Source organism: Streptomyces sp. NPDC002490 (assembly GCF_040296045.1).
Taxonomy (GTDB): Bacteria; Actinomycetota; Actinomycetes; order Streptomycetales; family Streptomycetaceae; genus Streptomyces.
In genome coordinates this window covers 36666-50876 of record NZ_JBEOWM010000014.1, presented here as the reverse complement: position 1 = coordinate 50876, position 14211 = coordinate 36666, and the positions used below count along the sequence as shown (strand labels likewise).

The following is a 14211-nucleotide window of genomic DNA, read 5'->3' as shown; positions in this document are numbered from 1 at the left end:
GGGTGAAGGGACACACCGGACGGGGCGTGCGCGGAGGTGGGGCGCTGCGCCCTATCGCATTCGCTTGCTCACGGAAACCGCTCCCTCGACGACCAGGACCCCTGGAGAGACGCGAGGGGTCCGCGCTTGCCGTAGACCTCGCTGCCTACGACCTGGTCTTCACCCGGGGCACCCCGCCACGGACGGAGGGTTGCCGGACAGCAGGCCGGGGCCGATGCGCTGTCACTCATGACCTGGGATGCATCATGCCAGACGATCGCGCGGGCGCACCACCCCGTCCCGGCGGTGCGCCGCCGGCCGCCCCGCACGGGGCGGGACGGCCGGCGGGAGGACGGGTGCGGTCAGGCGTTGGTGGCGGCGACCCAGCGCTCCAGGACCCGGTGGGCCGCACCGGAGTCGATCGACTCGGCGGCGCGCGCCAGGCCGGTGCGGATCTGCTCGGTCAACGGCTCGGTGCCGGGCGTCAGCGCCACCAGGGCCGCCGCCGAGTTCAGCAACACCGCGTCCCGCACCGGTCCGGTCTCGCCCGCGAGCAGCCGGCGGGTCACCTCCGCGTTGTGGGAGGCGTCCGCCCCGCGCAGCGCCTCCACCGGCACCAGGTCGATGCCGACCTCCCGGGGGTCGAAGCGCTGTTCGGCCACCGCGCCGTCGCGCACCACCCACACCGTGGAGGGGGCGGTGGTGGTCAGTTCGTCCAGGCCGTCGTCGCCGCGGAAGACCAGGGCGGAGGAGCCGCGTTCGGCGAGCACGCCGGCGACCACCGGCGCCATCCGCGCGTCGGCGACCCCGGTGGCCTGCGCCCGGACCCGGGCCGGATTGGTGAGCGGGCCGAGGAAGTTGAAGACGGTGCGGATGCCCAGTTCCTTGCGGGCGGCGCCGACGTGCCGCATGGCCGGGTGGAACTTGGCGGCGAAGCAGAAGGTGATCCCGGCCTCCTCGGCGACCTCCGCCACCCGCTCCGGCGTCAGTTCCAGATCGACGCCCAGCTTCTCCAGCACGTCGGAGGCCCCGCTCGCGGAGGAGGCGGCGCGGTTGCCGTGCTTGACGACCTTGGCCCCGGTCCCGGCGACGACGATCGCGGACATGGTGGAGATGTTGACGGTGCGGGCGTTGTCGCCGCCGGTGCCGACGATGTCCACGCTGGGACCGGGCACCTCGATGGTGCGGGCGTGCCGGTACATGGCGTCGACGAGTCCGGTGAGCTCCTCCACGGTCTCGCCCTTGGCCCGCAGGGCGACGGCGAAGCCGGCGATCTGCGCGTCGGTGGCCTCCCCCTGCATGATCCGGTCCATCGCCCAGGCGGTGGCGTCGGCGCTCTGGTCCGCCCCCGAGAGCAAGGCGGTGAGGACCTCCGGCCAGGAACGGGCCGCCAGGGTGTCGCCTCCGGCGGGGGTCACAGCGCTCATGGGTCGCTCCTGGGTGCGGGCCGTGCGGGGTGCGTACGGCGTACGGGGACGGGGCCGCCCGGAGGGGCGGCCGTCGACGTCGCGTGTCGTGCGGTGTCGTCGTGCCTGGGGATCCACCCTATCGAGGCGCGGAGGACGCGAAGGGCCCCGTCCGTGCAGTGGACGGGGCCCTTCGGGTGGCGACCCGCCGGGGCCCGTGCGGGCCCCGGCGCGGGAGACTCAGTGGTGGCCGTGGCCGCTCTGGATCTCCTTGTACTCCTCGACGCTGGGCTTCTCGATCTGCCCCTGCTCGCCGTAGTAGCCCTTGGAGAGACGGGCCCGCAGCTTCTGCACCGGGGAGACCTTGCGCTTCACGCCGTTCTCGTCGACCAGCGGGCCGATCTCGACCGGCTTGTACTGCTCGTGCTGGGTGAGCGTGTGCAGCTGCTCCTGGTTGAGCGGCTCGTGGACCTCGATGAACTCACCGTGCGGCAGGCGCTTGATGATGCCGGACTCGCGTCCGTGCAGCACCTTGTCCCGGTCCCGGCGCTGGAGGCCGAGGCAGATCCGCTTGGTGACGATGAAGGCCACGACCGGCCCCACGAAGAACGCGATGCGGACGAACCAGGTGATCGCGTTGATCGAGAGGTGGAAGTGCGTGGCGACGAGGTCGTTGCCACCGCCGATCAGCATGACCACGTACCAGGTGATCCAGGCGACGCCCACGGCCGTACGGGTCGGAGCGTTGCGCGGACGGTCCAGCAGGTGGTGCTCGCGCTTGTCACCGGTGACCCAGGACTCGATGAACGGGTAGACCGCGATCGCGACCAGCACCAGCGGGAAGACCATCAGCGGGATGAACACGCCCAGGACGAGGGTGTGTCCGGCGAAGTTGATCTCCCAACCCGGCATGACGCGGATCAGGCCCTCGGAGAAGCCCATGTACCAGTCGGGCTGGGCGCCGGTGCCGACCATGTCGGGTCGGTAGGGGCCGATCGACCAGATGGGGTTCAGGGTGAACAGCGCCGAGATGACCGCGATGACGCCGAAGACCAGGAAGAAGAAGCCGCCCGCCTTGGCCATGTAGACCGGCATCAGCGGCATGCCGACGACGTTCTTCTGGGTCCGGCCGGGGCCGGGGAACTGGGTGTGCTTGTGGTAGATGACGAGGATCAGGTGGGCCACGATCAGGCCCAGCATGATGCCCGGCAGCAACAGCACGTGCGCGGAGTAGAAGCGCGCCACGAAGTCGTGGCCCGGGAACTCCCCGCCGAAGAGGAAGAACGACAGGTACGTGCCCACGATCGGCACGGAGAGGACCGCGCCCTCCATGAAGCGGACACCGGTGCCCGACAGCAGGTCGTCCGGGAGCGAGTAGCCGGTGAAACCGGTGAACATGCCGAGGACGAACAGCAGGAAGCCGAAGACCCAGTTGACCTCGCGCGGCTTGCGGAACGCGCCGGTGAAGAACACGCGCATCATGTGCGCGAACATGCCGGCCAGGAAGATCAGCGCGGCCCAGTGGTGGATCTGCCGGATCAGCAGACCGCCGCGGACCTCGAAGGAGATCTTCATGGTCGAGTTGAACGCCTCGGACACCAACTGGCCCTGGAGCGGGGCGTAGGGGCCGTGGTACTCCACCTCGTTCATCGACGGGTGGAAGAACAGGGTCAGGTAGACACCCGTGAGGATGATGATGATGAAGGCGTAGAGGCAGACCTCACCCAGCATGAAGGACCAGTGGTCCGGGAAGATCTTGCGCATGTTGGCCTTGGCGAGGGAGTAGATCCCCAGCCGGCCGTCCGCCCAGTCGGCGACCCGCTCGCCCGCGGGCGCTTTGCCCCGGCGGGTCTGGGTCTCGGTGGTCGTCGTGGTACTCATCCGCGCTCCCAGAAGGCCGGACCGACAGGCTCGTCGAAGTCGCCGAGCGCCTCGAGGTAACCCTCCTTGTTCACACCGATCCGCAGCTGCGGGAGCGGGTGGCCGGCGGGGCCGAAGATGACCCGGGCGCCGTCGGAGAGGTCGAAGGTGGACTGGTGGCACGGGCACAGCGCGTGGTGCGTCTGCTGCTCGTACAGGCTGATCGGGCAACCGACGTGGGTGCACACCTTGGAGTAGGCGACGATCCCGTCGTGCGACCAGGCCAGTTCCTGCTTGTCCTTGATGTCCCCGGGCTGGAGCCGGACGATCATCACGGCGGCCTTGGTGATCTCGACCAGGAAGTCGTGGTCGTGCTCCTCCAGGCCCTCGGGCTTGACGAAGGTCAACGAACCGACGGCGATGTCCTCGGGACGCAGCGGCTCGTCGGTGTTCATGTTGACGAGCAGCTTGCCCTTGGCCCACAGGGTGTGGCGGAGCTTGGTGCCGGGCGCCGGGCCCAGACCGCCGAGCAGGACGACGCCGGAGAGCGGGAACAGCGCCAGCGCACCGAACATCGTGTTGCGGATCAGCTTGCGCCGGCCCATGCCGGACTCCTCGGCGCCCTGCCGGAAGTCCGCCATGACCTTCGCCTTGACCTCGGGGGAGGCGGCGATGGGGTGGCGCTCGTCGGCAATCTCCATGTCGGACATCAGGGTGCGGGCCCAGTGGACCGCTCCCGCGCCGATGAGGAACAACGACACGCCGAGGGTCAGGCCCAGGGTGAAGTTGAGGGCGTTGGTGTGCCCGATCGGCCACACGTAGATGGCCTTGTCGACCGGGATCATCACGTACGCGACGATGAAGCCGATCGTGCCCAGCATCGACAGCACGAACATCAGGGCCACGGTGCGCTCGGACCGCTTGGCGGCCCGCTCGTCGATGTCCTGGATGCGGTGCTCGTGCGGCGGCAGTCCCGGGTCCGCGAACGGGTTCTCCGTGTCCGCGAGGGCTACCGAGCCGTGGGCGTGGTCCTGCGCTGCGGGCAGGTTCTCTTCTGGAATGTCTTGGCTACTCATGACTTCTTGGCCTTTGCGGTCCGAGCGGCGACCCAGATGGCAGTGATGATCAGCGCACCGAGACCGAAGATCCAGGCGAACAGGCCCTCACTGACCGGCCCGAGGCCGCCGAGGGTCAGACCACCTTGGTTGACCGTCTTGTCCCCGTTGACCGCGTTGACGTAGGCGATGATGTCCTTCTTCTCCTTCTCCGGCAGCGTGGTGTCGGGGAAGGAGGGCATGTTCTGGGGCCCGGTCTGCATGGCCTCGTAGAGGTGCTTGGGGCTGACGCCCTCCAGGCTGGGGGCGTACTTGCCCTTGGTGAGGGCACCGCCCTGACCGGTGAAGTTGTGGCACTGCGCGCAGTTGTTGCGGAACAGCTCACCGCCGTTGGCGGCGTCCGCGCCTTCGAGGCTGTATTGGTCCTCGGTGGGCACCTCCGGGCCGGGGCCCATCGTGGAGACGAAGGCCGCGAGCTGGTCGATCTGGGCCTGCGTGTAGACCTTCTTCTTCTTCGGGGCCTGGGCACCCTGGGCCACCATCGGCATCCGGCCGGTACCGACCTGGAAGTCGACGGCGGCGGCGCCGACGCCCGCCAGCGGCGGACCGTCGGAGCTGCCCTGACCGGCCGTGCCGTGGCAGCTGGCGCAGCCGACGGCGTACAGCTTCTTGCCCTCTTCGATGGCGAGGGACTGGGCGGTCTCATCGGCCTGCGCCTTGTCCGCCGGCGCGAACGCGGCGTACAGCCCCCCGGTGGCCGCCAGCGCGAGGAGTAGGACGACGACCGCCGCCAGCGGGTGGCGTCGTCGTGCGGAGAGCTTTTTCACGGATTACCCCGGTGTCAGGATCTTCTGCGTCGATGCTTCTGGTTGTCGGGAGCGGCCCTGGGGGCGCGGCCCGATTACTTGATCAAGTAGATCGTGGCGAAGAGGCCGATCCACACGACATCGACGAAGTGCCAGTAGTAGGACACGACGATCGCGGCGGTCGCCTGCTCGTGGGTGAACCTTCTGGCCGCGTAGGTGCGACCCAGGACCAGGAGGAAGGCGATCAAGCCCCCCGTCACGTGCAGTCCGTGGAAGCCGGTGGTCAGGTAGAACGCGGAGCCGTACGGGTCGGAGGACAGCGACAGGCCGTACTCCTTCACCAGCTCCGTGTACTCGAAGATCTGACCGCCGATGAAGATCGCACCCATGATGAAGGTCACGATGAACCACATCCGGAGCTTCTTCACGTCCCCGCGCTCGGCGGCGAAAACGCCGAGCTGGCAGGTGAAGGAGGAGAGCACCAGGATCGTGGTGTTCGTCGCCGAGAACGGGAGGTTCAGGGTCGACGCCTGTTCCTTCCAGAAGTCGGGACCGGTCACCGATCGCAGGGTGAAGTACATCGCGAAGAGCGCCGCGAAGAACATCAGCTCGGAACTCAACCAAATGATGGTTCCGACGCTGGTGAGGTTCGGCCGATTGACCGACGGGTGCGCGGGCCCGGTTTCTACTGTCGTTGCTGTCGCCACGACCGACATTATGTCGGTCGCTTATCTCGCCCTCACTCCGGGGGGTGCCGTTCGGTGTGTCCACCCCGTGTGCGCTGCCCGGATGGCCCATCGAAGCGGCGTCCGAACCGGTGTTGACGACGTGTCCGAGCGAGTAGCATCCGCCCCAGCGGTTCCCGTCCCAGGCATCCCACAGCCCCGGGCCCCACGGTCCCGGTGCCCGCACGCACTCGGAGGAACAATGCAGCCGACCGCCACGGTGCTGGTCTACAGCGACGACGCGAACACGCGGGAGCAGGTGCGGCTGGCCGCGGGGCGCCGACCGGCCGCGGACCTGCCGCCCGTCGAGTTCGTCGAGTGCGCCACCCTGCCCGCGGTGCTCAAGGAACTGGACCGGGGCGGCATCGACGTGTGCGTGCTGGACGGGGAGGCGGTGCCCGCGGGCGGCATGGGCGTCTGCCGGCAGATCAAGGACGAGGTGTTCCGCTGCCCGCCGGTGCTGCTGCTGATCGGCCGGCCCCAGGACGCCTGGCTGGCCACCTGGAGCCGCGCCGAGGCCGCGGTGACCCACCCGGTGGAGCCGGTGGAGTTCGCGGAGGCCCTGGCCGGGCTGCTGCGCAGCCGGCTGGCCGTGCGGGCGTAGGAGGGTCCCGCGGGCCCCGTTCCGGCGCCGCGTCCCCGGCTCAGGTCCGGGGGCGCAGCCGGGCCTGCTGGGCCGGGGGCGGGGTGCGGGGGCCGGCGTCACCGGTGACCGCGCTGCCCTCCTGCCACTCCGTCCAGTCCAGGTTCCAGTCCCCGTACCCGTTGCCGAAGGGCGCCATGTCCTCGCCGTAGCTGTTGACGACCTTGACCAGGTCCCCCGGGCGGACGGTCTCGTAGAACCAGGCCGCGTTGCCGGTGCTCATGCCCACGCAGCCGTGACTGACGTTGGCGGAGCCCTGCGAACCCACCGACCAGGGTGCGGCGTGCACGTACTCCCCGCTCCAGGTGACGCGGGTGGCGTAGTACACGGGGAGGTCGTAGGACTCCGAGGTGCCCGCGGCGATGCCGATGCTGGTACCGCGCATCCGGACGAAGTACTCCTTGCCCAGGACCACCTTGATGCCGTTGCGGGTCTCGAAGCCGGGCTTGCCGGTGGTGACCGGGATCGAGTTGATCTGTTCTCCGTTGCGGTACACCGTCATGCGGTGCGCGGAGGCGTCGGCGACCGCGACGATCCGGTCCCCCGTGGTGAAGGTCAGCGGCGCGCTCTCGCCGCCCCACAGCCGGGTCCCCACCTTGATGCCCTCCAGGGCGCTGCGGGCCCGGACGGTGGCGTTGACGGGCCAGTACTCCTTGGGGCGGTAGTGCAGGACCTGGTCGTCGAGCCAGTACCAGGAGCCCTCGACGGCGGGCATCGACTCGACCTTCAGCCCGCGTTCGACCGCGGCACGGGCCTTCTTGTCGGTGACGGGCTCGCTCAGCTCGGCGATGATCGGCTGCCCCACCCCGTAGGTGCCCTCCTCGGGGCCGAAGGTGACCGTCAACTCGCGCTTCTTGGCAGGGACTCCCGTCTCGAAGGTGACGACCCTGCGGCCGGGCGAGCCGTCCGCCTTCTCGGTGCTGACCCGGGCCGTGTAGTGGGCGCCCGCGGCCAAGGGGACGGTGGTGCGCCAACGGGTGCCGTCCGCGGAGAGGGTGCCGGCCACGTACCGGCCGGCGGCGTCGGTGGCGGTGACGTCGGTGATGCGGCCCCCGCCGCCGGGCTTGGCCGTGATCTCCAGCGGCCGGTCGGGGTCGAGCTTGGCACCGCTCGCGGCGGCTCCCAGGACGACCTGGCTCGCCGCGTCGTACGGCGCGGCGGACAGCGGATGGCCGGCGGGCTCGTCACAGGCGGTGGCGCCCGCGAGGAGGGCGACCACCAGCGTCGTGCAGCTCATGACCGTACGCGTGCGCGGTGAGTGGTTCATGGTTGCGAGCCTATGAACGTCCCCCCTGTCAAGCACGGCGGGTGAGCCGTACGGGGGGTGTCGGGGCGTACGACGGGGCCCGGACCTCCGGGTGGAGTGTCCGGGCCCCGTACGGGTGCTCAGCGGGTGCTACTGGTTCTGGTTCTCGCCGTGGTAGTACTCGAAGACCCAACCCAGCAGGCCGACCACGAGGATCGGCGCCGAGAAGTAGAGCAGCCACCAGCCGAAGATGACGCCGCAGAAGGCGAACGCGCCGCCCACCGCGAGCGCGAGCGGCTGCCAGCTGTGCGGGCTGAAGAAGCCCACCTCACCGGCGTCGTCCGCGACGTCGGCCTCCTTGTTGTCCTGTGCGCCCGCGTCGACCCGCCGGGCCGTGAAGGCCAGGTAGTAGCCGATCATGATGCACAGGCCGAAGGCCATGAAGAGCGCCGTGGTGCCGACCGGCTCCTTCGACCACACGCCATAGACGATCGCCATGACGAGCACGAAGACGCTCAGCCAGATGAACATCTTGCCCTGGATCTTCACTTGCCGGCCTCCTTGCCGCCAGCCAGCGCCTCACCGGAACCGGGGCCGAGGTGCCCGCCCGCGTTCTCCAGCTGGTCGAGCGCGGCGATCTCCGGGTGATGCAGGTCGAACGCCGGGGATTCGGAACGAATGCGCGGCAGGGTGACGAAGTTGTGCCGGGGCGGCGGGCAGGACGTGGCCCACTCCAGCGAGCGGCCGTAGCCCCAGGGGTCGTCGACCTCGACCTTCTTGCCGTACTTGGCGGTCTTCCAGACGTTGTAGAAGAACGGCAGCATCGACAGGCCGAGCAGGAACGAGCTGATCGTGGAGATCGTGTTCAGGGCGGTGAAGCCGTCCGCGTTCAGGTAGTCCGCGTACCGGCGGGCCATACCCTCGGCGCCCAGCCAGTGCTGGACCAGGAAGGTGCCGTGGAAGCCGATGAACAGCGTCCAGAAGGTGATCTTGCCGAGGCGCTCGTCGAGCATCTTCCCGGTGAACTTCGGCCACCAGAAGTGGAAGCCGGCGAACATCGCGAAGACCACGGTGCCGAAGATGACGTAGTGGAAGTGCGCGACCACGAAGTACGAGTCGGAGACGTGGAAGTCGAGCGGCGGCGAGGCCAGGATGACACCGGTCAGACCACCGAAGGTGAAGGTGATCAGGAAGCCGATCGCCCAGAGCATCGGGGTCTCGAAGGACAGCGAGCCCTTCCACATCGTTCCGATCCAGTTGAAGAACTTCACGCCGGTCGGGACGGCGATGAGGAACGTCATGAAGGAGAAGAACGGGAGGAGCACGCCACCGGTGACGTACATGTGGTGCGCCCACACCGTGACCGAGAGGCCGGCGATGGCGATCGTCGCGCCGATGAGTCCGGAGTAACCGAACATCGGCTTGCGGCTGAACACCGGCAGGACTTCGGAGATGATGCCGAAGAACGGCAGGGCGATGATGTACACCTCGGGGTGGCCGAAGAACCAGAAGAGGTGTTGCCAGAGCAGTGCGCCGCCGTTGGCCGGATCGAAGATCATCGAGCCGAACTTCCGGTCCGACTCCAGTGCGAAGAGGGCCGCGGCCAGCACCGGGAAGGCGAGCAGGACCAGCACACCGGTCAGCAGCACGTTCCAGGTGAAGATGGGCATGCGGAACATCGTCATGCCGGGCGCGCGCATGCAGATGATCGTGGTGATGAAGTTGACCGAGCCGAGGATCGTGCCGAAGCCGGAGAAGGCCAGACCCATGATCCACATGTCCGCGCCGATGCCCGGCGAGCGGACCGCGTCGGAGAGCGGCGAGTAGGCGAACCAACCGAAGTCCGCGGCACCGTTCGGGGTCAGGAAGCCCGCGACCGCGATGAGCGAACCGAACAGGTAGAGCCAGTAGGCGAACATGTTCAGTCGCGGGAACGCGACGTCGGGGGCACCGATCTGGAGCGGCATGATCCAGTTCGCGAAGCCCGCGAACAGCGGCGTCGCGAACATCAGCAGCATGATCGTGCCGTGCATCGTGAACGCCTGGTTGAACTGTTCGTTCGACATCAGCTGCGTGCCCGGGCGGGCGAGCTCGGCGCGCATGAACAGCGCCATGACGCCGCCGATGATGAAGAAGACGAACGAGGTGACCAGGTACAGGGTACCGATGGTCTTGTGGTCGGTGGTGGTGAGCCACTTGACCACGACGTTGCCGGGCTGCTTGCGACGGACCGGCAACTCGTTCTCGTACGAGTCGTCAGCCACCTTCGCGTCCCGTGAAGGGTCGTTGATGATGCTCACAGTTGGTTCGTCTCCCGGTTCTTCTCCTGCTTCGTCTGCTCGATACCGGCCGGGACGTAACCGGTCTGGCCCTTCTCCGCGAGCTGCTTCAGGTGCTCCTGGTACGCCTCGGGAGAGACGACCTTGACGTTGAAGAGCATGCGGGAGTGGTCGGTACCGCAGAGCTCGGCACACTTGCCCATGAAGATCCCCTCCTTGTTGGGGGTGACCTCGAAGGCGTTGGTGTGGCCCGGGATGACGTCCAGCTTCATCAGGAACGGCACCACCCAGAAGGAGTGGATGACGTCGCGCGAGGTGAGGACGAAGCGGACCTTCTCCCCCTTGGGGAGGACGAGGGTCGGGCCGGGGTTGTTGTTCTCCGGGTTCCGGGTGCCGGGGACGCCGAAGTCGTACACGCCGCCCGCGTTGGCCGGGAAGTCCTCCTGGAAGCGGTCCGGGATGGCCGCGAGGTTCTTGTCCTTCTTCGCGTCGCCCGTGGAGCCGGGGACCTGCTCGATGTAGTTGAAGGCCCAGGACCACTGGTAGCCGACCACGTTCACCACGTGGGCGGGCTTGTCGTCCAGCTTCAGGAGCTTCGACTCGTCGCGCGCGGTGAAGTAGAAGAACACCGAGACGATGAGGATCGGAACCACGGTGTACAGGGCCTCAAGCGGCATGTTGTACCGGGTCTGGGGGGGAACTTCGACCTTGGTGCGGCTGCGCCGGTGGAAGAAGACACTCCACAGGATCAGGCCCCACACCAGCACGCCGACGGCGAGCGCGGCGGCCCACGAGCCCTGCCACAAAGAGAGGATGCGGGGCGCCTCCTCGGTGGCCGGGCTCGGCATACCCAGGCGGGGGAAGTCCTTGTATGTGCAACCGGTGGCGGTCGCCAGGACCAGGCCCGCAGTCAGTGCCTGCAGCAGCTTCCGCCGCATCGGGCGCCGCGGCGAGCGGTCGGAGCCGTTGGGACTCACGTAGCGCCTTCCCGAGAGTCTCGCCCGCGCGGTCGGCTGCGGCCTTCTCGCTGGTCGGTCGCCGCCCTGCGGCGGGCAGGGGTTTGGATGTTTATGCGGACCAAACCCTACTGGACGCTATTTGGGGTCGCGCGGGGAGGGTGCCCAACGCGCCGTTCGACTCCCCGAAGGGGTGGTGCGCTGCTGGTCGGAGCCCCGGAGGTCAAGCGGAAGACGCTGTTCCAGGCCGGATCGGAGCGCGGGATCGGCCCCGGGCGCGGCCCTTCTGACGCCCCCTCCGGAAGCCGCCCGCCGACACGTGGCGCCTCCCCCGTTCGGCGGGCGCCCCGGCCCGGTGGGGGCGGGGGTTACGGTACGGGCGTGTCCTACTTCGACGCCGCGTCCTCCGCCCCGCTGCACCCCGTCGCCCGCCAGGCCCTCCTCGCCTCGCTGGACGAGGGGTGGGCCGACCCCGCCCGGCTGTACCGCGAGGGCCGCCGGGTCCGGATGCTCCTGGACGCCGCCCGGGAGGCGGCGGCGGAGGCGGTGGGCTGCCGACCGGACGAGCTGGTGTTCACCCCTTCGGGGACCCGGGCCGTGCACGAGGGGGTGGCCGGGGCCCTGGCCGGTCGGCGACGCGTGGGCGACGGGCTGCTGGTCTCCGCGGTCGAACACTCCTCCGTCCTGCACGCGGCCGAGGTCCACGAGGCCGCGGGCGGCCGGGTGACGACGGTCCCGGTGACCCGGACCGGGGCGGTGCGGGTGGACGCCTACGCCGAGTTGCTCCGCCCGGACACCGCACTGGCCTGCCTCCAGTCCGCCAACCACGAGGTGGGCACCGAGCAGCCGGTGGCGGACGTCGCCGAACGGTGCCGGGCGGCCGGGGTGCCGCTGCTGGTGGACGCCGCGCAGTCGCTGGCCTGGGGTGCGGTGCCCGGGGAGTGGTCCCTGCTCACCGGCAGCGCCCACAAGTGGGGCGGCCCGGCGGGCGTGGGGGTGCTGGTGGTGCGCAAGGGGGTGCGGTTCGCCCCGCGCGGGCCGGTGGACGAGCGGGAGTCGGGGCGGGCGCCCGGCTTCGAGAACGTGCCGGCGATCGTGGCCGCCGTCGCCTCGCTGCGGGCGGTGCGGGCCGAGGCCGCCGCGGAGGGCGCCCGGCTGCGGGCGCTGACCGCCCGGCTGCGGGAGCGGGTGGCGGCCGAGGTGCCCGACACCGAGGTGGTGGGGGACCCGGAGCACCGGCTTCCGCACCTGGTCACCTTCTCCTGCCTGTACGTGGACGGCGAGAGCCTGCTGGGCGAGCTGGACCGGGCCGGGTTCTCGGTGTCCTCGGGCTCCTCGTGCACCAGCAGCACCCTGACGCCCAGCCACGTGCTGCGGGCGATGGGGGTGCTCAGCGAGGGCAATGTCCGCGTCTCGCTGCCGGTGGGCACGGACGGGGCGGACGTCGAACGGTTCCTGGCGGTGCTGCCCGGGGTGGTGGAGTCGGTGCGCGGACGGTTGCGCGGGGCGGCTCCCGACCCGTCCCCGGCCGGCCCGCCGGTGGAGGAGCTGGTGGTGGACGCCCTGGGGAAGCGGTGCCCGCTGCCGGTGATCGAGCTGGCGAAGGTGATCGACCGGGTGCCCGTGGGCGGCGCGGTCGTGGTGCTCGCCGACGACGAGGCGGCCCGGTTGGACATCCCCGCCTGGTGCGAGATGCGGGGACAGCGGTACGCGGGCGAGTCCCGCACGGAGCGGGGGTCCTCCTACCGGGTGGTCCGACTGGTGTGAACGGGGTGCCGGGCCGGGGCCCGGCACCGCGTCGTTCCCGGGGCCGCCGTTCAGGGGCAGCGGAGGTGCGACCGCACCTCGTTCGCGGCGTCCTCGCCGTACGCCTTGGTGAAGCGGTCCACGAAGTGGACGCGGCGCAGCTGGTACTCCTGGGTGCCGAGGGTCTCGATGACCAGGGTGGCGAGCATGCAGCCGACCTGGGCCGCCCGCTCCAGGCCGACGCCCCAGGCGAGGCCGGACAGGAAGCCGGCGCGGAAGGCGTCGCCGACGCCGGTGGGGTCGACCTTGGCGTCCTCCTCGGGCACCCCGACCTCGATGGGGTCGTGTCCGACCCGCTCGATGCGGACGCCGCGGGCGCCGAGGGTGGTGACCCGGTGGCCGACCCGGCCGAGGATCTCCTCGTCGCTCCAGCCGGTCTTGGCCTCGATCAGGCCCTTCTCGTACTCGTTGGAGAAGAGGTACGTGGCGCCGTCCAGCAGGACGCGGATCTCGTCGCCGTTCATCCGGGCGATCTGCTGGGAGAAGTCGGCGGCGAACGGGATGTCGCGGCTGCGGCACTCCTCGGTGTGGCGGAGCATGCCCTCCGGGTCGTCGGCACCGATGAGGACGAGGTCGAGGCCGCCCACCCGGTCGGCCACGGCCTTGAGCTCGATGAGGCGAGCCTCGCTCATGGCGCCGGTGTAGAAGGAGCCGATCTGGTTGTGGTCGGCGTCGGTGGTGACCACGAAGCGGGCGGTGTGCAGCACCTCGGAGATGCGGACCGACTCGGTGTCGACCCCGTGCCGGTCGAGCCAGGCGCGGTACTCGTCGAAGTCGGCACCGGCGGCCCCGACCAGGATCGGCCGTGCACCGAGCTGACCCATGCCGAAGGCGATGTTGGCGCCGACGCCGCCGCGACGGACGTCGAGGGCGTCGACGAGGAAGGAGAGGGAGACCGTGTGCAGTTGATCGGCGACGAGTTGCTCGGCGAACCGTCCGGGGAAGGTCATCAGATGGTCGGTGGCGATGGAGCCGGAGACTGCGATACGCACGGCGGGGCGCTCCTGGGGGAACTGGGGGGCGGCTGGAGGGGCCCGCGTACGGTGCACGGCCCGGGGCCCGAAAGTGAACACTTCACGCTACCCGGTCGTCGCAACGGTCCGAATCACCCGAAAGCCGGAAAACTACCTGATAGTAGGGCTTCTTTCGTACGGTTCCGGACGCCTACCGTTTCCTCATGGCCGATCTCCCCCTCCCCGACCGCTCCCCCCACGACCTCGAAGGCGGTCTCGCCGCACTGCGCGGCGACTGCGCCCGGATGGCCCCGCACTGGCAACCGGAACCCCGGTCGGCGCCACCGCCGGCGCGGGCGCTGACCGGAGTCGTCGTCCCGCCCTCCGCCGCCCGGCTGCTGGACGCGATGTTCGCCGCCGGGTTCCCGCGCCACGGGGGGTGACACCCGGGAGGGTGACGTCCCGCGTCGGCGGGGAACCGTGCGCCCTCCGCCCGC

13 protein-coding genes and 1 riboswitch are annotated in these 14211 nt (G+C 69.8%); of the genes, 3 read left to right on the top strand and 10 right to left on the bottom strand.

Going from position 1 to position 14211, the window contains the following annotated elements:
• Positions 1 to 117: 117 nt before the first annotated feature.
• Positions 118 to 234, bottom strand: a riboswitch (SAM riboswitch).
• 107 nt (positions 235 to 341) lie between these two features.
• The 5 genes from trpD to ctaE form a co-directional block, all read right to left on the bottom strand.
• The gene (trpD, locus tag ABT092_RS11465; protein ID WP_351242393.1) at positions 342 to 1406 is read right to left on the bottom strand and encodes an anthranilate phosphoribosyltransferase; all 1065 of its coding nucleotides are present in this window, start codon (positions 1404 to 1406) and stop codon (positions 342 to 344) included.
• 219 nt (positions 1407 to 1625) lie between these two features.
• Positions 1626 to 3266, bottom strand: coding sequence for a cytochrome bc1 complex cytochrome b subunit (qcrB, locus tag ABT092_RS11460; RefSeq protein WP_351242391.1), 1641 nt, complete (start codon positions 3264 to 3266; stop codon positions 1626 to 1628).
• Positions 3263 to 4321 carry a cytochrome bc1 complex Rieske iron-sulfur subunit gene (gene qcrA, locus ABT092_RS11455; protein ID WP_351242389.1) on the bottom strand — a complete coding sequence of 353 codons (1059 nt, stop codon included), beginning with the start codon at positions 4319 to 4321 and terminating at the stop codon, positions 3263 to 3265. The genes qcrB and qcrA overlap by 4 nt, the downstream gene beginning before the upstream one ends.
• A complete protein-coding gene (gene qcrC / locus ABT092_RS11450) occupies positions 4318 to 5127 on the bottom strand; it encodes a cytochrome bc1 complex diheme cytochrome c subunit (RefSeq protein WP_351242387.1) in 810 nt (269 codons plus the stop codon). Before qcrC ends, qcrA begins: the two co-directional genes overlap by 4 nt.
• A gap of 74 nt (positions 5128 to 5201) precedes the next feature.
• Positions 5202 to 5822: an aa3-type cytochrome oxidase subunit III gene (gene ctaE / locus ABT092_RS11445; protein ID WP_351242385.1), complete on the bottom strand. Its 621-nt coding sequence runs from the start codon at positions 5820 to 5822 to the stop codon at positions 5202 to 5204.
• 211 nt (positions 5823 to 6033) lie between these two features.
• Here ctaE and ABT092_RS11440 point away from each other — a divergent pair, with 211 nt between their 5' ends.
• Complete coding sequence (locus ABT092_RS11440) at positions 6034 to 6435, top strand: DNA-binding transcriptional response regulator (RefSeq protein WP_351242383.1); 402 nt, start codon at positions 6034 to 6036, stop codon at positions 6433 to 6435.
• A gap of 40 nt (positions 6436 to 6475) precedes the next feature.
• On the opposite strand, the gene ABT092_RS11435 is transcribed toward ABT092_RS11440, so the two are convergent.
• The 4 genes from ABT092_RS11435 to ctaC all read right to left on the bottom strand — a co-directional run bounded on the left by ABT092_RS11435 (position 6476) and on the right by ctaC (position 10976).
• The gene (locus ABT092_RS11435) at positions 6476 to 7741 is read right to left on the bottom strand and encodes a L,D-transpeptidase (RefSeq protein WP_351242381.1); all 1266 of its coding nucleotides are present in this window, start codon (positions 7739 to 7741) and stop codon (positions 6476 to 6478) included.
• 129 nt (positions 7742 to 7870) lie between these two features.
• The gene (locus ABT092_RS11430; protein WP_351242379.1) at positions 7871 to 8269 is read right to left on the bottom strand and encodes a cytochrome c oxidase subunit 4; all 399 of its coding nucleotides are present in this window, start codon (positions 8267 to 8269) and stop codon (positions 7871 to 7873) included.
• A complete protein-coding gene (gene ctaD, locus ABT092_RS11425) occupies positions 8266 to 10014 on the bottom strand; it encodes an aa3-type cytochrome oxidase subunit I (RefSeq protein ID WP_502968421.1) in 1749 nt (582 codons plus the stop codon). Before ctaD ends, ABT092_RS11430 begins: the two co-directional genes overlap by 4 nt.
• A 2-nt stretch (positions 10015 to 10016) precedes the next feature.
• Positions 10017 to 10976, bottom strand: coding sequence for an aa3-type cytochrome oxidase subunit II (gene ctaC / locus ABT092_RS11420; protein WP_351242376.1), 960 nt, complete (start codon positions 10974 to 10976; stop codon positions 10017 to 10019).
• A gap of 360 nt (positions 10977 to 11336) precedes the next feature.
• Between ctaC and ABT092_RS11415 the strand changes: the two genes are divergently transcribed.
• Positions 11337 to 12722 carry a cysteine desulfurase/sulfurtransferase TusA family protein gene (locus ABT092_RS11415; protein WP_351242374.1) on the top strand — a complete coding sequence of 462 codons (1386 nt, stop codon included), beginning with the start codon at positions 11337 to 11339 and terminating at the stop codon, positions 12720 to 12722.
• 50 nt (positions 12723 to 12772) lie between these two features.
• On the opposite strand, the gene ABT092_RS11410 is transcribed toward ABT092_RS11415, so the two are convergent.
• On the bottom strand, positions 12773 to 13753 hold the full coding sequence (locus tag ABT092_RS11410; RefSeq protein WP_351242372.1) for a carbohydrate kinase family protein: 981 nt from the start codon (positions 13751 to 13753) through the stop codon (positions 12773 to 12775).
• Between the two features lie 185 nt (positions 13754 to 13938).
• Between ABT092_RS11410 and ABT092_RS11405 the strand changes: the two genes are divergently transcribed.
• Entirely contained in the window at positions 13939 to 14157 is a 219-nt protein-coding gene (locus ABT092_RS11405; protein WP_351242370.1) for a hypothetical protein, read from the top strand.
• Positions 14158 to 14211: the final 54 nt, after the last annotated feature.

Bases quoted from the DNA above. Each gene is read 5' to 3' on its own strand.
- trpD (WP_351242393.1), bottom strand. From the start codon at position 1,406: ATGAGCGCTGTGACCCCCGCCGGAGGCGACACCCTGGCGGCCCGTTCC.
- qcrB (WP_351242391.1), bottom strand. From the start codon at position 3,266: ATGAGTACCACGACGACCACCGAGACCCAGACCCGCCGGGGCAAAGCG.
- qcrA (WP_351242389.1), bottom strand. From the start codon at position 4,321: ATGAGTAGCCAAGACATTCCAGAAGAGAACCTGCCCGCAGCGCAGGAC.
- ctaE (WP_351242385.1), bottom strand. From the start codon at position 5,822: ATGTCGGTCGTGGCGACAGCAACGACAGTAGAAACCGGGCCCGCGCAC.
- ABT092_RS11440 (WP_351242383.1), top strand. From the start codon at position 6,034: ATGCAGCCGACCGCCACGGTGCTGGTCTACAGCGACGACGCGAACACG.
- ABT092_RS11435 (WP_351242381.1), bottom strand. From the start codon at position 7,741: ATGAACCACTCACCGCGCACGCGTACGGTCATGAGCTGCACGACGCTG.
- ABT092_RS11405 (WP_351242370.1), top strand. From the start codon at position 13,939: ATGGCCGATCTCCCCCTCCCCGACCGCTCCCCCCACGACCTCGAAGGC.